Raw genomic sequence first — 17,362 nt, 5'->3', positions numbered from 1 at the left:
TGACGGCCGCCACGCGACCCGCCCGCGTCGATCCACTCGACATCCGTTCGGCGTCCGTACGAGATCCGTCCGAGATCGGTACGGCATCCGTACGGCGGTGCCCGCGCGTACACCGGATGACCGGACGCTCTTCGCCACCACCAGGTGACCTCGAGCGGCCCCTGCCGCCACCGCTCGACCGACAACTCGGGCGATCAGTGGGTGCGAAGCGCCGCGGCCGGCGACCCGGCGCTTTGTGACACCCGGCGATATTGCGAAAAGGAGGCGGGGATTCATGTGCGGAATCACCGGCTGGGTGAACTTCGAGCGCGACCTGAGCCGTGAGGGGCAGATCGTACAGTCGATGACGGACACCATGGCGTGCCGCGGGCCGGACGCCGAGGGCATCTGGTTCTCTCCTCACGCCGCGTTAGGCCACCGGCGCCTGTCCATCATCGACATCGAGGGCGGCCGCCAGCCGATGACCATCGAGGAGGACGGGCGCACCGTGGCCGCGATGACCTACAGCGGCGAGGTGTACAACTTCCGCGAGCTCCGCGAGGAGCTGGCCGGGCACGGTCACCGATTCCGCACCTCCAGCGACACCGAGGTGGTGCTCCACGCCTACCAGCAGTGGGGTGAGGACTTCGTCGACCACCTCAACGGCATGTACGCCTTCGCCATCTGGGACCCGCGCATCGAGGAGCTGCTCCTCGTACGCGACCGGATGGGCATCAAGCCCCTCCACTACTACCCGACCCCCCATGGCGTGGTCTTCGGCTCCGAGCCCAAGGCCCTGCTGGTCAACCCGGAGGTCGACGGGGTCGTGACCAACGACGGACTGCGCGAGCTGCTCGGCTTCGTGAAGGCCCCCGAGTCGACGGTCTTCGACGGCATGTACGAGGTGCGCCCCGGGCAACTGGTGCGCGTCAAGCGCACGGGCGTCGGCAAGCGGCGCTACTGGCGGCTGGAGGCGCGCGAGCACACCGACGACCTCGACACCACCGTCCGGACCGTACGAGAGCTGCTCGACGACATCGTCGACCGCCAGCTGATCTCCGACGTGCCCCTGTGCACCCTGCTGTCCGGCGGGCTCGACTCCTCGGCCGTCACCGCGCTCGCCGCCAAGGCGCTCGACGCGCAGAACGCCGGCCCGATCCGGTCGTTCTCAGTGGACTTCGTCGGTTACACCGAGCACTTCAAGGCCGACCCGCTGCGCGAGACCCCGGACACGCCGTACGTCCACGAACTGGCCGAGCACATCGCCGCCGACCACACCGACATCGTGCTGTCGACCGCCGACCTGATGGATCCGGCCGTACGGCGCACCGTGCTGCGCGCCAACGACCAGCCCAACGGCATGGGCGACATGTACACCTCGCTCTACCTGCTGTTCCGGGCGATCCGGAGCCGGTCGACCGTGGCCCTGTCCGGTGAGTCGGCCGACGAGGTGTTCGGCGGCTACCGGTGGTTCCACGACGCCGAGGCCATCGAGGCCGACACCTTCCCGTGGCTGGCCGCGATGTACTACAGCCTGCGGGCGGACGACGACGAGGGCGCCAGCCTGCTCGACCCCGGCCTGAACGAGCAGCTCGACCTGCCCGCCTACCGCGAGGCGAGCTACCGCGCCGGGCTGGCGGAGGTCCCCTACCTCGACGGCGTCACCGGCCGGGAGCGCCGGATGCGGGAGATCTGCTACCTGCACCTCACCCGGTTCGTCCAGATCCTGCTCGACCGCAAGGACCGCATGAGCATGGCCAGCGGCCTGGAGGTACGGGTGCCCTTCTGCGACCACCGGCTCGTGGAGTACGTGTTCAACACCCCCTGGTCGATGAAGACCTTCGACGGGCGGGAGAAGAGCCTGCTGCGGGCCGCGGCCTCGGACATCCTGCCGGAGTCGATCCTCCAGCGACTCAAGAGCCCGTACCCGTCCACCCAGGACCCGACGTACGAGCGGGCGCTGCGCGACGAGCTCGCCAAGCTCCTCGCCAAGGAGAACGCACCCGTCAGGAGCCTGATCGATGTCGACCGCGCTCGCGCCGTGGCGGCGGGGCGGACCGGCTCGATCGGCCTGGAGCACTACCGCAGGAACATCGAGCTGGTGCTTCAGCTCAACACCTGGCTGGAGGACTACGACCTGAAGCTCGACCTCACCGGCTGACCGCCCCCGGCGGCTCATTGGCCCAGGCCGGCCGATCGTGCCCGCACGATCGCCTCGGCCCGGCTGGCGACCTGGAGCTTCGCGAAGATGCTCGAGATGTGGTTGCTGACGGTGTTGGACACCAGCTGCGCCCTTGAGCGTGTAGACATCGGTGCGGGCCCGCGGTCTCGACCAGGTGCGTGAGCTGCTCGTGCATGACTTCCGGGCCGCCGCCGACGGGCCGGTGCAGTACGCCCCTCGGCCGCACGGGGCCGGGCACCGCGTCGGTCGGCCTCAGACGGCGTCGGTCATCGTGCTTTCCATGACGGAAAGTTCGCGTTATGCTTTCCGTCATGGAAAGCAGCTCTCCCCGGGCCGAGATCCCGGACGCGGCGGCCGCCCGTGCCGCTCTCGACGGGGTCGCCGACGCGCGTGCCAGGGTGGCCGACCGCATCACGATCCCGTGGTGGTACCACGTGGGGCTCGGCGCGGCGATCGCCTTCGCCCTCGTCTCGATGAGCCTGCGCTTCGCGTCCTTCGGGGTTCCGCTGCTCACCCTCGTGGTGCTCGGGCTCGGCTGGGCGGTCAAGCGCTCGACGGGGATCTCCTTCGACCCCTACACGGCGACGCCCACCGCCCGTCGGCTGAGCGTGGCCTGGGCTCTGGCCGGTCTCGTCGTCGCCGCGATCGGGATGTACCTGGAGTGGGGGGCCGAGGTGCGCTACGCCATCGCGGTGGGCGGGGTGCTGATCGGAGTAATGACGATCGTCGTCGGCCTCCGCATCGACCAGGCCGTACAGCAGGATCTACGGGCGGATCATGAGCGAGCCGGTCTTTGACGAGCTGATCCACGCGCCCCACCGGCTGCGGATCTGCGCCATGCTCGCAGCCGTCGACTCGGCGGAGTTCTCCGTGATCCGGGACACCCTCGGGATCGCCGACTCGGTGCTCAGCAAGCATGTCAAGGCGCTGCAGACCGCCGGCTATGTGACCGTGACGAAGACCTCGGGCCAGGCGCACAGGCGCACCTGGCTAGCGCTCAGCCCCGAGGGCCGGCGAGCGCTGGCCGGCCACCTCGCCGAACTGCGCCGCATCAGCGACCTGGCCCAAACCGGTAGACACTGACCGGCAGACACTGACCGGCAAGAGCTGACCGGCACCGTGGAGCGCGAGTGGGCGCGGCACTGTTGATCAGAGGTTCCCGGGGCGGGGAGCTCACCCCGGCCGGCGCCGTCCTGCTCCGCTCCGCCCGCGAGACGGTGCGCGCCGCCCAGTAGGCCGTACGTGAGGCCCGTCGCGCCGCGGGCGTCACCGACCCGGTGCTGCGCCTCGGACTGCTCAACGGGGTACCTCCGTGGCTGCCCGCACGGCTGGAGGAGCTGCTGCTCAGTCATTGTCGGCGGCAGCTCCGGCATGGGTCTCGCCCCTGGCCGAGACCCTGCTCGCGGCGGGCAGCGAGGTCACGATCGTCGGCCGGTCCGCCGAGCGGCTCGCAGCCGCCGAGAAGCGGCTCCCCCAATACCGGCAGGCTGAGCACCGCGGTCGCCGACATCGCCCGCGAGCACGAGATCGAACGGCTGCTGACGGCGGTCACCGCCTGGTCTGAGGCCGCCATCCTTGATCAAGGCTCGCGTGCCGCGCTGACCAGGTGCTTCCCCGCCGGATCGGAACAGGCAGCATGGAGGGCATGACGCGGGTAGTCCGGTTCACCGTCGCACGCTGGATGATCGTCGTCCCGGTGACCGCGATCGTCGCCCTGGTGCTGACGTGGGGCCGTCACCTGCCCGGAGCCGTGGTGGTGATCGTTGCCTGCCTTCTCGCGGGCGCGGTGCTGGCCGCCGTACACCACGCCGAGGTGGTCGCCCACCGCGTGGGCGAGCCGTTCGGCTCGCTGATCCTCGCGGTGGCGGTCACCGTCATCGAGGTGGCGCTCATCGTCACCCTGATGGTCTCGGGCGGGCCGAAGGCGTCGTCGCTGGCCCGCGACACGGTGTTCGCCGCCGTGATGATCACCTGCAACGGCATCGTGGGGCTGTGCCTGTTGGTCGGCGCGCTGCGCCGCCGGGTGGTGGTCTTCCACGCCGAGGGCACGGGCGGAGCGCTCGCGACCGTGGCGACGCTCGCCACGCTGAGCCTGGTGCTGCCGACCTTCACCACGAGCACGCCCGGGCCGGCCTTCTCCCCGCCGCAACTGGCGTTCGCGGCGGTCGCCTCACTGGCTCTGTACGGCCTGTTCGTGATCACCCAGACCGTCCGGCATCGCGACTACTTCCTGCCCGTCGGAGCCGATGGCACCGCCGGCGAGGTCCCGGTCGAGCACGCCGCTCCACCCCCGGCACGGGCCGCCATGACGAGCCTCGGCCTGCTGCTGTTGGCCCTCGTCGCCGTGGTGGGGCTCGCGAAGGTCGAGTCTCCGGTGATCGAGTCGGCGGTGGTGTCCGCCGGGCTGCCGCCCGCGGTGGTGGGCGTCGTGATCGCGCTACTGGTCCTGTTGCCAGAGACCCTCGCCGCGCTGCGAGCCGCCCGCCGCGACCAGATCCAGATCAGTCTCAACCTCGCACTCGGCTCGGCCATGGCGAGCATCGGCCTCACCATCCCGGCGATCGCCCTCGCGTCGATCTGGCTGACCGGCCCACTGCTACTGGGCCTGGGCGCCACTCACATGGTGCTGCTCGGCCTGACGTTCGTGGTGGCCACCCTCACCGTCGTCCCGGGGCGGGCCACCGTACTGCAGGGCGGAGTGCACCTCTCCCTGCTCGCGGCCTTCCTCTTCCTGGCCATCAGCCCCTGACCACCGACCCATGCCATGATCGCGCGCTGACGGGCGTACGCATGCCGAGAACAACCGCGTGATCACGACCGGGGACCCGGCCGCCACCTGGCCGACGCTCCGGCGTGGTTCATCCCGGCTCGAAGTCGCGGGTGGGGCCGTCAACGGAGGGCGTCCGATGATCCATGCCGCGCTCGCGCGACGCTACGGGCGCTTCCACCTGGGCCGCCTTCCGGACGCGCCGGCTGCGTCGGAGGGCGGCGAGAGCACGCCGTGCGGCGGTCATCGCCGCCTCGGGGGGCGCGCCGGGCGGCAGGCGGTCGGCGGGCGATCTCTCCAGCCAGCGGTCGACCAGGTCTGCGACCACCTCGGGGACTCCCGGGACGAGCCGGTCGACACGCTCGGGCCGGCCGCCGAGGTCGAGGAACGAGACGACACCGAACGGGCTCGCAGACCGGCCGAGCTCCCGTGCGAGAGGCGCCTCGGCGGTGATGAGCCAGTACAGGAGGGCGCCGGCACCGTAGAGGTCCGCCAGAGGCGTGCACCACCCGGGTTTCTGGGCGATCTGCTCAGGGCTGGCGAAGAAGGGGGTGCCGCCCGTCATCGGTTCGCGCCCGGGGTCTGTGTTCCGCCAGCGCACCGAGAGCCCCCAGTCGATGATCCGTGCCGCGTCGCCGTCCAGCACGACGTTGGCCGGTTTGACGTCGAGGTGGACGAATCCGTCCGCGTGCGCCGCCTCGAGCCCTTCGAGCACCTGGTCGGCGATCTCCAGGCACCAGCCCAGACGACGGCCCGCCTCGGGAGAGGCCAGGTGGCCGCTGAGGCTGCCGGGACCGTACTGTGGCATCACCAGATAGCCGAATCCCTGGTCTTCGCCGGAGTCGACGATCTCGCGGATCCGCCTGCTGCGCGTGTTCATCCGCATGTCGTTGCGCAGCGCCCTCCGGCGCAGCACGCCGGTCCTGGTCGCCGAACCCAGGCTGCCCGTGGGAACGAGCTTCACCACGACGGGCGTCTCGCCGGCCACCTGAACGGCGTCCCACAGAGTGCTCGTCCCAGCCCGGTCGATGTTCTGGCGCAGTGCGACCAGCCGCCACCGACCGTTGAGAACGAGATCGGAGGCGGCCTGCCACACCTCTCTGGCATAGATCTCCTCCAGATAACCGGGCCGGCCGAGAATGGAGGCCTCCCCCCGCCAGCGGTCCACGCCCAGGGGTGCGGGCGAGAGCGCCTCGGGGTCTCCGGCTCGCGGCTCGGGAACGTACGGGGACGGCGGGATCTCGAAGCGCGGATCGGTCTGGTCGCGATCAGGGTCACTCACCCGAGGCTCTGCGACGCCGAAACCGGCAGGCGGAGACGGCGGAGACGGCGGGATCTGGAAGCGCGGGTCGGTCTGGTCGCGATCAGGGTCACGGGGCCGCTCATCGCGTTCGGCGGACATCTCTCGCTGACGCTGGCGGAGGCCCGGTGGGCCGTACCTCATGGATCCGCCGCTCATCGGTTCTTCCACTCGCATCCCGCCGGTCGTGTCCGACGGGGTCCACGGGCGGCCCGGGGCGAACTCGTCGAGCCGTCCGGCATCGGCGGCGTGCTGCAGCACATGCCTGATCACGTACGGCTCCGCCACGTCCCAGTCCCGGGCAGGCCCGGCTCCGAGCGGTGCGACCAGCAGATCGAGGAACACCGACGTGCGGAAGGCCTCCTGGATGCGCATCGAGGAGTTCCGCCCGCGGCCCAGCAGATGATCGGCCAGACCTTGGTGGAACAGCCGGTAGAGCGTCGTCCCGTCGGTGTCGGTGACCTGCCGGAGATAGAAACGTCCGAGGTCGAGCGCGTTGCGCAGTTGGCCGGTGGTCGGTTCGGAGATTCCGGTGAGGTAGGCGCCGCACACCCTGCGCAGCACCGAGAGCGGCATCCCGTCGCCATACGTGCGCGCCAGCGCCAGCAAGGCGGGCCGCAGGAGCGACGACGTGGTGGCGTCGAGGTCGAGGGCGAGCACCTCCGGGAGGCTGCGCGGCACTCGCCTGCCCAGGTCCCTGGCCTCGCGGGCCTTGCGGATCGGCCGGTCGAAGGTGGTCGCGACCACATGCCGTGCGTACAGGCCGGCGACCAGGAACTCACCCCATCGATTGCGGACCCCCTCCGCCGGAGGCGCGGCGAGCACCCCCGCCACCTCCCGGGCGAAGTTCCTGCGTACGGTTTCGCGCTGCTTGTAGACGTCGCTGGCGCTGAGCAGCTCGGTGACGTACTCCTCAAGATCGTCCTCGAGCACCTCACGAGGCTGGTCGTCGAGGTCGGCCAGCAGACCGTGGCCTGCCGCGAAGTCGCGGAGCGGGGCGTAGTCGCCGTACTTTCGCACGCCCACGACCAGCCGCACGAGCGGTGAGCCGTCGTCTCGCTGCGCCCTCGCCAGCGGAAGGACGAGCTCTTCCATGATCAACGGGCCGTTCTCGGCCTCGTCGAGGGCGTCCAGCACGATGGCCGGCGGCGGCAGGTCGCGGATCGCGTCGACGAGGTCGTCGGGAAAGTCGAGTTCGCCCAGGCCGAGCTGGCGGGCGATGGAGGCGACGATCTCGTCGAGCCGGCGCCCGCGAGCGTGCACCGCCGCGAACCTCTCGTCCACCGTGTAGAGGGCGCGGCGCACGTGATCCCAGACCTGGTGCGTCGTCTCCCGCAGGCTCGGATGGGACGAGCAGACGAGCACCCCGAGCAGTGCGGACTTGCCCGCCCCCGGGCTCCCGGTGACCACGCCCAGCGCCGGAGCGGGCCCGACCTCGGGGAACTCTCCGCTGAGCAGCCAGGAAAGTCTCCGCAGCTCCTTGCGGCGGCCGGTGAAACAGCCCGACATCCGCGAAAAGCCCGGTGTCCGGTTGAAGGGACTCGATCCGGTGGCGCGCTCGATGAAATGACGGGCATCAAGGCCCTCGTCGAGATCATCGAGAAAGGGCAACAGGCCGGCGTCGAGCCGTGCGCGGAACCGCCTCCGCGAATCCGAAGGGTCGTGCGCGGGATTTGGAAAGAATGCGAGCTTTGTCAGGTCTGCACTGGAATCGATGAGTGTCGCGGTCACCTCCTGGCGGGACCCATCGGCCTTTGCCGCGAGGAGATTGACCTCCTCTCTGACCGCGCGGGCCACCGCCGGATACGGCACATTCGGCAGGGCCGGATCGATATCGAGCTCTTCCCGCCTGATGCGGTCGAGTACGTTGATCACGGCCTGTGAGAAACGACCGTCGAAGGCGCCCTCGTCGCTCTGGCAGGCGGCGAGCACCCAGGCGCGAGCCCGCCCATCGGCGAGAGCGATGTGCCAGGGCAATCTGGCCGCCGTACCCGATCGGCACAGATCCAGCAGAAACAGCACCATCGGCCCGTCCGGGCCACGCTCCACCGCTCTGAGCCAGCCCTCGATCTCCGTGGCACCGTCACCGGGCTCGCCGTCCGACCCCGCGACCCAGAGCGCTCCCGTGCGCTGCTCGATATCTCCATGGCTGATCACATGCACGATGACGACACTGTCCGCATCCGCCTCGCGGAGCCGGGACAGCACCGCGTCGCCGAGCGCCCGGGTGGAAAACGGCACGTCATCACGAATCGTGCATTCGTACCCGAGCGCGCCGAGAGAACTCGCCAGCTCCCGTGCCAGCCGGGCGGCGAAAGGCAACGGCAGAAGATCGCTTCCGTTTTCGGCGGCATCACCGAACTCCGTGACCCCGATGGCCAACGCGCGCCGCTGCGTCATGACGACCCCGTTCCCCATCCATCCGCCCCGGAAAGAGAATAGACCGGCGACCCCATGCGGCGAGAAGGGCCGTGGTGAGGAGGTGTCGCCGTGACCGATGCTCTCGCCGTCGACGACATGGGCAACGCGCTGGTGGCGTTCCATCGCGTCGCCGAGAAGACCCGCTTCGACGACGCGCCGCTGCCGGCCGCGCTCGTGGCACTGTGGCATGGCGACCGGCTGCTCATCGTCTTCGATCGGTTCCGCCAGCGCTGGGAGCTGCCGGGCGGAATGATCGATCCCGGAGAGACACCGCGTCAGGCGGCCCGGCGTGAGTTGCGCGAGGAGGCCGGCATCGACGTCCCGGACCTCACCTTCGCCGGCTACGCACGATTCGTACTCGGGCCCGAGCGGTGCCCCGAGTACGCGGCCCTCTACACCGCAGAGGCGACGCCGGGCGACGGCTTCGTCCCGAACGACGAGATCAGCGCGATCTGCTGGTGGGACGGCGTCCAACCCATCGACGGCCGCGTCCAGATACTGGATCTGACGTTGGGCCGGCTGGCCAGAGACTCCGCTGCGCCCCCTCGCCCGTAGTCGTCGGACGTGGTTCCGGAGCCGTGTGCCGTTCGTATGCAGCGGATTGTGGCCGGTCACATCGGTGATCGCTTGACGGCCCGTCCGAACGATGATGAAATCCCACGTCAGCGTCGCGTGTACCCGGCAACGAGTCCGTCGTGGGCATGGAGGCGCCGAATCATGGGACCTCCATGGAAACACCCACCGAACCGAACGGCCGCCTCACGGCGTTCGGGAATCAGCTGATCGAAGTCCACCTCTGGCTCCGCGAGGAGCTGGACCGGCTCCGTGCGGACGTCGACTCCTACCTCGACGGCGGCGCGCGGCCACGGGAGCTGCGGGCGCACTGCCTGACGTTCTGCTCGGCACTGAGCCGGCATCACACCGGCGAGGACGACGGGGCGTTCCCCGTCCTCGCGGAGCAGTTCCCCGAACTGCGCCCCGTGCTCGAGGAGCTGGGACGCGACCACCAACTGGTGACCGGGACCCTGCTCAGGCTGGAGGAACTGCTCGGCGGCCTAGGAGCGGCGGCGGATCCGGGTCCGGACGAGGCGAAGCGCGTGCGCTCCGAGTTGGACACGCTGGCCGCCCTGCTGGAGACGCACTTCGTCTACGAGGAGAAGCGGATCGTCGCGGCACTCAACTCGCTGAGCATCCAGAGCTGGGCCGGCGCCAAGCCGGACTTCCTGCTGACCACATCCGCCGGGTCCGACCTCGGCGTGCAGGCCGGCGGAGGCACCGGCCCGTGACCCGGGTCGCGGCATCATCGCGGCCGGCTTGAGCAGCGTTCAGGAGCGGGTGCGGTCCTCGCGTCTTCTCAGCCGTGAGGGCCGCGGTTCGGTGTGGGCCCGATCGCACGGTCGCGCCATTGCTGGAAGTCATGCCAGCTTCCCGCGCTTCCTTCCCGCAGGATCTCTCCGGAGGAGCAGTCGATCGCCACGCATCCGAGCGTCCTGGCGATGTGGTGGATCACCGCGAGCACTTCGTCACCCGCTCCACGAACGCACAACATGACGCCCTTCACCGGGTCGTCCCGGCCGACCGACACTTCAATCGACCACGTGTCGCCCTCGACCGCGCCCCCGGTCGAGCCCCTCGGGCCGAACTCGACGGCACAGTCGGTACGCAGGCGCTCCACGACCTCATCGACCGGGCCGACCGGACTCTCGCGGAAGTCAGGCTGGAGTTGCTCCACGGAGGTCACACGATCCGGAAACCCGACAAGAAAGACATCCCAGCTCATCGCCCACCTTTGGAAGCCGCGAATTCGGACCGTCATCCGGACCCTATTCATCGGGTAGAGTCCGAACAATACCGCGAAGCACTCCGAGCCGGAAATGTCGCGCGCAGTGGCCGAAGCCGGCCCACTCCCGAGATCGGCGGAGCACGCCGAAGGCGACGTCAGAGAAGGACGAAGTAGTCGTCCAGCTTGGTGATCTCCATTAGGCGGAACATGGACGGATGGACGCCGGCCAGTAGCATCTGCGTGTTCCGCCGCCTGGCGTGACGCTGCACGGCGACCAGCGCGCCAAGTCCCGTCGCTCCGATGAAGGACACCGCGCTCACGTCGAGGATGATCCGTTCGTGTCGGCCGAGGAGAACGCGCTCCATGTACGACCTCAGATCGGGTTCGGTGGCGATGTCCAGTTCCCCGGCCACCGTGACGGTCGCGGTGCCGTTATAGGTACGGATCGACAGACGCAGTACTTCCACGATCGGCTCCCTCGCAGCGGTTCAGACAAGAACACCTGCCGGCCGGCGGGAGGGGTCGTGAGCCCCACGCTCGGGCCTCACCTCGCCTGGACGGACCGTAATCTGGCGTGGCGCAAGGTCTGAGCGCACGAAAGATCGCGATATGCGAAATGCACCAAATGCAGTTTTTTTACTGATTTTTGTGACTAAGCAAATTCGTTATGTACTATAGGGCGGGTCGCCGCGCCGTTTGAGAGGAATGGAAAAATCTCACAAGGACGCTGCCCATGTTATAGCCGCCACCGCGAAACCCGGTGTCCCTGGTAATCGGCATCCGTGATGAGTTCTGCTCGACTTGCTCATTTCCGTGGCATTCGAAATCGGCTTCACTGAACCGATCAGGCTGAGGAGCCCGCTGATGACGACGCACGGAGAATCAAAACAGGACGCGCCGACGACCCCGGCGGCCAGGGAGATCGGCCTCAAGGTTCACGCACCGGAAATGGCCACGCGAGTGACGAAGAAGGTCACCGCTCAGAGCCACCAAGCCGTTCCTTCGGCCAAAGAGCGTACGAGTCACGGTCGTCGGAAACAACAGGCCAAGGTCGGCCGGTTCCACAGCGGTCTCTGGGAGGACGCCTCCCCCGAGAACCGGCCGCACGCGGTGCGGCGTGGTGCCGATGCGGTGATCGCGCGCATGGCCGCGCCTATGGTGTGGGTGCGCCGGCGCCGGAGCGCCAGGAGACGGACTCGGCTGGCCTCGGCCATGAAGACCATGCGGCGGATGCGCGCCAAGGCGCGCGCCGCCTCGATACGAGCCCGCGAGTCCGCCGCGGCCGCCGAGCCGGCGCCGAAGGCGCGCAGCGGCCGCACGGCGACGGCCATCGTCGGTGTGCTTGTCGCGATGACCTGGTGGCGGCGTCGGAGCGACCCGGACGGGCGGCCGGGTCGCTCCCGGTGACGCCGGACACCGTGTGCTCACCGCGGGCGGCGGCGGTACGGCCCGCCCCGTCTGCGGTGGGCGCGCCGGCCAGGGCACCGTCCCAGCCTGCCCTGAATCCCACAGAACCAGCGCAGGCGCTAAGGGGCAGTGCAATCCCTGGCGCACAACTGCATGATCACGGCAGGGGGTTCTCCGCCGTGATCATGCAGTTGTGCGCATGGGCCTTACTTCATTTCATGTGCTCGGCTGCAGCGCGGCCGGGAACAACTGCATGATCACGGCGGGTGGGAGGGGTCACCCCCGAACGGCTGTTGGGCACCACCGCCGCCTGACTCTCCAACACGGTCGTGGGCCTGCTGATTCTCCAAGTACGGTCGTGGGCCTGCTCGTTGCCGCCTCTGGGCGGTATGTGACCATTTCCTCGTGACAGACGAAGACGACCGGCAGGCGCCGGCCACGGCCGGTCCGAAGTCGGTGCGGCTGGTGCCGCTGCCCCCGGCGGCGATGACGGCGCTGCTGGAGGGAGATCTCGCCGGGGCGGGCGCCGAAGCCGGGATCGCTCTCACCCCGTACTTCACCACCGACGTCTCGGCGCGGGTGTGGCGGCTGCGCATCGACCAGCTGGCCGCCGACCCGGGCGGCGCACCGTGGAGCACACACGCGGTGGTGGCCGAACCCGAGGGCGTCGCCGTCGGATATGCCGGCTTTCATGGATCGCCCGACGAGACCGGTACGGTCGAGATCGGCTACTCCGTGGACCCCGCCTGCCGGCGCCGGGGATACGCGAAGGCGACGGTCCGCGAGCTGCTGCGCCACGCCGGCGAACGCTCGGTCAGGACGGTACGGGCGTCGATCAGTCCGGGCAACGCCGCGTCGTTCGCGACCATCGCCGGCTTCGGGTTCGTCGAGATCGGCGAGCAGTGGGACGACGAGGACGGCCTCGAAATCGTTCTCGAAGTCCCGCTGAAAGAAATCGCTCATCTTGATATAGAGGCACCTATGACGGAATCTTCGTACGCCGGCGGCCCCGAGATCCTGCGGTATGCGGCCTTCACCGCCGACCCAGCCGGCGGCAATCCGGCCGGAGTGGTGCTCGACGCCACCGGGCTGGACGACGCGGCGATGCTCGCGATCGCCGCCGAGCTCGGCTATTCGGAGTCCGCCTTTCTGACCGCGCCACCGGCGGACCTCGGCGAGCCGGGCAGGGCGTTCACCGCGCGGTACTTCAGCCCCAAGGCCGAGGTCACGTTCTGCGGCCACGCCACCGTCGCGACCGCCGTGGCGCTGGCGGAGCGGATCGGCCCCGGCGAGCTGCACTTCGCGACCCTGGCCGGGATCGTCCCGGTCGACGTGGTGGCGGACGGCGACGGTGCGCTGCGGGCCACACTGACCAGCGTCGAACCGTACGTCGAGGAGGTCGGCGCGGCCGATCTGGCCGAGGCGCTGGCCGCGCTGGGCTGGCGAACCGAGGAACTCGATGCCGGGTTGCCGCCGCGGATCGCCTACGCGGGGGCACGCCATCTGGTCCTGGTCGCCGCCACCCGGGAGCGCCTGGCCGACCTGGACTACGACTTCGACCGGCTGGAGCGGTATATGACCGGCCGGGATCTCACCACCGTGCAGCTGGTCTGGCGGGAGTCGGCGGACACCTTCCACGTACGCGATCCGTTCCCGGTCGGCGGCGTGGTCGAGGACCCTGCGACCGGGGCGGCGGCGGCCGCCTTCGGCGCGTACCTGCGGGAGCTGGGCAAGGCGGACTCCACTGCCGTGCTGACGCTCCATCAGGGAGCCGACATGGGACGGCCCGGCCTGCTCCGGGTGGAGCTGCGGGACGGCGACCCCAGGATCCGGGTCTCGGGTGCGGCCGTGCGCATCCCGGCGGAGGGCTGAGGCCACGAAACGGTCGGCGCCGTGCCAGTGACCGGCGTGTTCGGGTTCGCGTTCGTAGCGGCGGCGGTTTCGGCGTCCTCCACGTTCTTCACGCACGTCCGCGAGGAGGTCCTGACAGACAGCGGCAAGCCGCCCTGTCGGTGATCAGATGGATCTCCGACGCGTTCTGGCCCAGAGGACAACTGCATGATCACGGCAGAATTTCGTTTGCGGTGATCATGCAGTTGCTCGCACCGGAAGCACCGCCACGCCAGGCGACGAGACACCACCAAGACACCGTCGCGAACAACTGCGTGATCACGGCGGGGATTGTCTGCGGTGATCATGCACTTGGAGGTCGACATTCCTGCGATCCTCCCGGCCGTCCGGCCGTTCCCTCGCACGGAGCGTGGCATGCCACGGGCCGGAGCCGACGCACGAACGCCGTGGCCGAATGGCGATCTCTCACCATCGGCCACGGCGTGGGTCGTGCCGTGCTCGCGTTCCGCCGGTGCTAGGCGACGGCGGTACGGCCCGTGCCCGCTTGCGAGCCACCGTGACGTGATGACGTACGGCGTCCGGCCGACGGGCGGCCACGGCCACGGCCACGGCCGGACGCGCCACCGTTACGCGTCCTGGGACGCTCGGCGACGGTGGCGACGGTGACCGGCACTCCCGAAGGGGTCTCGGCGCCGGTGATGCGAGCGAGCTCGGTGTCGCCGGGACGTACCCGCGTGGTCTCGGGCCGGATCGCGGCGGTCATCATCATCCGGTCGAGCTCCCGGCGCTGGCTCGGGGTCACGAGCGTGACGACGGTGCCCGACTCGCCGGCGCGCGCGGTGCGGCCACCGCGGTGCAGGTAGTCCTTGTGGTCGACGGGCGGGTCCACGTTGACGACCAGGTCGAGGCCGTCGATGTGGATGCCGCGGGCCGCGACGTTGGTGGCCACCAGGACGGTGACCTGCCCGGTCCGGAACTGCTCCAGGGTGCGCGTGCGCTGCGGCTGGGACTTCCCGCCGTGCAGCGCGGCCGCGCGTACGCCCGACGCGAGCAGCCTGCGGGCGAGACGGTCGGCGGCATGCTTCATGCCCACGAACATGATCGTCCGACCGTCACGAGCGGCGATGTGCGTGGTGACGTCGTTCTTGTCCGCGTCGGTGACGTGGAGCAGGTGGTGCTCCATGGTGGTGACCGTGGCCTCGGACGGGTCGACCGAGTGGGTCACCGGGTCGCTGAGGAAACGGCGGACCAGCCGGTCGACGTTGCGGTCGAGCGTCGCGGAGAACAGCATCCGCTGCCCGCCCGGCGCGACCTGGTCGAGCAGGGCGGTGACCTGGGGCAGGAACCCCATGTCGGCCATCTGGTCGGCCTCGTCGAGCACGGTGATCGTCACCTGGTCCAGCCGGCAGGCACGCCGGTCGATCAGGTCGGCCAGCCGGCCCGGGGTGGCGACGACGACCTCGGCTCCGCGCTTGAGGGCGTTCGCCTGCTTGGAGATGGACATCCCGCCCACCACGGTGGCCATGCGCAGGTGCACGCTGTTGGCGTACGGGGTGAGCGCGTCGGTGACCTGCTGGGCCAGCTCGCGGGTCGGGACGAGCACCAGGGCCAGCGGGGTGCCCGACTCGGCGCGCCGGCCGGCGGTGCGGGCGAGCAGCGACAGCCCGAAGGCCAGGGTCTTGCCCGAGCCGGTACGGCCGCGGCCGAGCACGTCACGGCCGTCCAGGGCATCCGGCAGCGTCGCCGACTGGATGGGGAAAGGCTCGGTGACCCCTTCGCGGGTCAGGGTCGCCAGCAGGGCCCCGGGCATGTCGAGCTCGGCGAAGGTCGCCGCCGGCGGGCGCGCCGGGGTCGAGGGGACCAACGACACGGGGGCCGGACGAGCGGCGGCCGAACGGGCGCCGGACGAGCGAGTGCCAGACGAGCGGGCACCGGACGAGCGGCCGGTGCCGGTGGAACGGGACGAGCGCTTACGAGGCATACGTTCGGTACTGATGATCTGCCCTTTCTGGGGCTTCACGAGCGTCTTGGGGCGCGTCGAGACGACGTTGCGCATGGCGGCCCGAGCGCAGATCGCGCCGACGAGCCGTGGTGGAGATCGAAACAGTGGGGAGGACAGAGTCGCGCCGACGCGCCGGCGTGCTCAGGGGCTGCGGACGGTCGCGCGGCCCTCCCGCTCGGCCTGGTCGGCCGCGGTGCTTCAACCGCGCCTGGACCCGCCGTGTGAGCGGCATCTCCCGTCGTGCACGCGGCGCGCGGCCCAGAGGGGCCGCAGCGTGCCGCGTTGAAGCGACAGCCGAAGGCCCGCACCGACGGTGCGGGCCCGGCCGCGTGTTCTGCGTGAGTTCTCAGACCGTGCGGATGTTCTCGGCCTGCAGGCCCTTCTGGCCCTGCGTGACGTCGAACTCCACCTTCTGGCCCTCCAGAAGCTCACGGAAGCCCTGACCGTTGATGTTCGAGTAGTGGGCGAAGACGTCGGCGCCGCCGTCATCCTGCGAGATGAAGCCGAAACCCTTTTCGCCGTTGAACCACTTCACGGTACCGGTTGCCATATCTATCTCCTTCTGGGGCAGTGCTGTCAGCCCGCACATCGCGGGCCTGGTGTCGCCGTGATGATCGCCCCGTCCGGAGATCCGGAAAAACAAAAAGCGCCTGAGGTTAACCAGCAGGCGCACACAAAGTCCATGGGAACCACAACTGCAACTGTCCAAACAGTAGCACGTCCTGACGACATGCCGGGCACTGCCGTACAACCGGGCGGCCGTACAACGCGATGACCTTCGGCCGCACAGCACGTCCGGCCCTCATGCATGCTCCGCGATCGGTCGGGTAGATGGGGCGGCGTGACAACGAAATCCCGGACGTCGCCGCGTTCCTGGTCGGACCGGCGACTGAACCCCGACCATCGGCTGGGCCTGCGGTTGACGCTCGCCAGCCTGGCCGCGTTCCTCGTCCTGGTGCCGTTCGCCGGACTGCTGGCCCTGGTGGAGACCAAGTGGGGACCGCTGGAGAGGCTCGACGAGGACGCCACCCGCACGCTCAACGAGTACGTGCTCGATCACCGCGGCTTCGTCCATCCGCTGCAGGCCACCTCGTACATCTTCCACGCCTGGGTGTTCCGGCTGATCATCGGCGGTCTGGCGATCTGGCTGTTCGTGCGCGGAGCGCGGCGGCTGGCCGTGTGGGCCATGACCACGCTGGTCGTCGGCGGACTGCTCGGCCTGCTGTTCAAGGTCGTCGTGGATCGCCCCCGGCCCGACCTGGAGTCGCCCATCGCGCACGCGCCCGGCGGCTCGTTCCCCTCCGGTCACGCGATGACCGCCGCGCTCGGCTGCCTTGTGATCGTCCTCATCCTGCTGCCGGTGATCCCCGCCTCGTGGCGGAAGGCGGTGTGGGCGGTCGCCGCCGTGGTGGCCGTGGCCGCCGGCTTCTGCCGGGTGGCGCTCGGCGTGCACTACGTCAGTGACGTACTCGCGGGCTGGGTGTTCGGGCTCGCGGTCGTGATCGCGACGACCACCGCTTTCGAGACGTGGCGGCGAAGCGAGGGCCGCGCGCCCGCCACGCCCGCGATCGAGGGCGTCGAACCGGAGGCGGCACCCGAGATCGCACCGAGCGGCGATCCGAGCAAGGCGCCGGACCGCACCTGACCGGGTTTGGAACCGGGCCGGCCGC

At 69.8% G+C, this 17,362-nt stretch carries 15 protein-coding genes; 9 read left to right on the top strand and 6 right to left on the bottom strand.

Features of this window, described 5'->3' with window-relative positions; all coding sequences use genetic code 11:
- The first annotated feature begins 274 nt into the window (after window positions 1-274).
- Window positions 275-2,140 (top strand): asparagine synthase (glutamine-hydrolyzing), encoded by a 1,866-nt coding sequence (gene asnB, locus HKK72_RS04935; RefSeq protein ID WP_187233025.1) that lies wholly within the window; start codon window positions 275-277, stop codon window positions 2,138-2,140.
- A 14-nt stretch (window positions 2,141-2,154) separates the two neighbouring features.
- Here the strand turns inward: asnB and HKK72_RS04930 are convergent, their stop codons facing one another.
- The gene (locus HKK72_RS04930) at window positions 2,155-2,262 is read right to left on the bottom strand and encodes a LuxR C-terminal-related transcriptional regulator (RefSeq protein WP_410050283.1); all 108 of its coding nucleotides are present in this window, start codon (window positions 2,260-2,262) and stop codon (window positions 2,155-2,157) included.
- Between the two features lie 210 nt (window positions 2,263-2,472).
- Between HKK72_RS04930 and HKK72_RS04925 the strand changes: the two genes are divergently transcribed.
- From HKK72_RS04925 to HKK72_RS04915, 3 genes are all read left to right on the top strand, one after another.
- Window positions 2,473-2,958, top strand: a complete 486-nt coding sequence (locus tag HKK72_RS04925; RefSeq protein WP_222720338.1) for a hypothetical protein — start codon at window positions 2,473-2,475, stop codon at window positions 2,956-2,958.
- Window positions 2,939-3,244: a transcriptional regulator gene (locus HKK72_RS04920; protein WP_187233023.1), complete on the top strand. Its 306-nt coding sequence runs from the start codon at window positions 2,939-2,941 to the stop codon at window positions 3,242-3,244. Before HKK72_RS04925 ends, HKK72_RS04920 begins: the two co-directional genes overlap by 20 nt.
- Window positions 3,245-3,806: 562 nt before the next feature.
- Window positions 3,807-4,910: a calcium:proton antiporter gene (locus HKK72_RS04915; protein ID WP_187233022.1), complete on the top strand. Its 1,104-nt coding sequence runs from the start codon at window positions 3,807-3,809 to the stop codon at window positions 4,908-4,910.
- A gap of 109 nt (window positions 4,911-5,019) precedes the next feature.
- On the opposite strand, the gene HKK72_RS04910 is transcribed toward HKK72_RS04915, so the two are convergent.
- Window positions 5,020-8,628 carry a protein kinase domain-containing protein gene (locus HKK72_RS04910; RefSeq protein WP_187233021.1) on the bottom strand — a complete coding sequence of 1,203 codons (3,609 nt, stop codon included), beginning with the start codon at window positions 8,626-8,628 and terminating at the stop codon, window positions 5,020-5,022.
- A gap of 90 nt (window positions 8,629-8,718) precedes the next feature.
- Between HKK72_RS04910 and HKK72_RS04905 the strand changes: the two genes are divergently transcribed.
- On the top strand, window positions 8,719-9,204 hold the full coding sequence (locus HKK72_RS04905; RefSeq protein WP_315987077.1) for an NUDIX hydrolase: 486 nt from the start codon (window positions 8,719-8,721) through the stop codon (window positions 9,202-9,204).
- A 173-nt stretch (window positions 9,205-9,377) separates the two neighbouring features.
- Window positions 9,378-9,935 (top strand): hemerythrin domain-containing protein, encoded by a 558-nt coding sequence (locus HKK72_RS04900; protein ID WP_187233020.1) that lies wholly within the window; start codon window positions 9,378-9,380, stop codon window positions 9,933-9,935.
- 68 nt (window positions 9,936-10,003) lie between these two features.
- Here HKK72_RS04900 and HKK72_RS04895 read toward each other — a convergent pair whose 3' ends face one another.
- A complete protein-coding gene (locus HKK72_RS04895; protein WP_187233019.1) occupies window positions 10,004-10,429 on the bottom strand; it encodes a hypothetical protein in 426 nt (141 codons plus the stop codon).
- Between the two features lie 158 nt (window positions 10,430-10,587).
- Window positions 10,588-10,899 carry an STAS domain-containing protein gene (locus HKK72_RS04890; RefSeq protein WP_187233018.1) on the bottom strand — a complete coding sequence of 104 codons (312 nt, stop codon included), beginning with the start codon at window positions 10,897-10,899 and terminating at the stop codon, window positions 10,588-10,590.
- A 397-nt stretch (window positions 10,900-11,296) separates the two neighbouring features.
- Here HKK72_RS04890 and HKK72_RS04885 point away from each other — a divergent pair, with 397 nt between their 5' ends.
- Both HKK72_RS04885 and HKK72_RS40615 read left to right on the top strand, forming a co-directional pair.
- Window positions 11,297-11,839, top strand: coding sequence for a hypothetical protein (locus HKK72_RS04885; protein ID WP_187233017.1), 543 nt, complete (start codon window positions 11,297-11,299; stop codon window positions 11,837-11,839).
- Window positions 11,840-12,244: 405 nt separating this feature from the next.
- Window positions 12,245-13,711: a PhzF family phenazine biosynthesis isomerase gene (locus HKK72_RS40615; protein WP_187233016.1), complete on the top strand. Its 1,467-nt coding sequence runs from the start codon at window positions 12,245-12,247 to the stop codon at window positions 13,709-13,711.
- Window positions 13,712-14,204: 493 nt separating this feature from the next.
- Here the strand turns inward: HKK72_RS40615 and HKK72_RS04875 are convergent, their stop codons facing one another.
- Both HKK72_RS04875 and HKK72_RS04870 read right to left on the bottom strand, forming a co-directional pair.
- The gene (locus tag HKK72_RS04875; protein WP_187233015.1) at window positions 14,205-15,671 is read right to left on the bottom strand and encodes a DEAD/DEAH box helicase; all 1,467 of its coding nucleotides are present in this window, start codon (window positions 15,669-15,671) and stop codon (window positions 14,205-14,207) included.
- Between the two features lie 367 nt (window positions 15,672-16,038).
- Window positions 16,039-16,242, bottom strand: coding sequence for a cold-shock protein (locus tag HKK72_RS04870; protein ID WP_187233073.1), 204 nt, complete (start codon window positions 16,240-16,242; stop codon window positions 16,039-16,041).
- A 291-nt stretch (window positions 16,243-16,533) separates the two neighbouring features.
- Here HKK72_RS04870 and HKK72_RS04865 point away from each other — a divergent pair, with 291 nt between their 5' ends.
- The gene (locus HKK72_RS04865; protein WP_315987076.1) at window positions 16,534-17,337 is read left to right on the top strand and encodes a phosphatase PAP2 family protein; all 804 of its coding nucleotides are present in this window, start codon (window positions 16,534-16,536) and stop codon (window positions 17,335-17,337) included.
- Window positions 17,338-17,362 lie beyond the last annotated feature (25 nt).

The organism is Actinomadura sp. HBU206391 (assembly GCF_014323665.1).
Lineage (GTDB): Bacteria > Actinomycetota > Actinomycetes > Streptosporangiales > Streptosporangiaceae > Actinomadura_C.
This window is presented reverse-complemented; position numbering and strand designations above follow the sequence as displayed.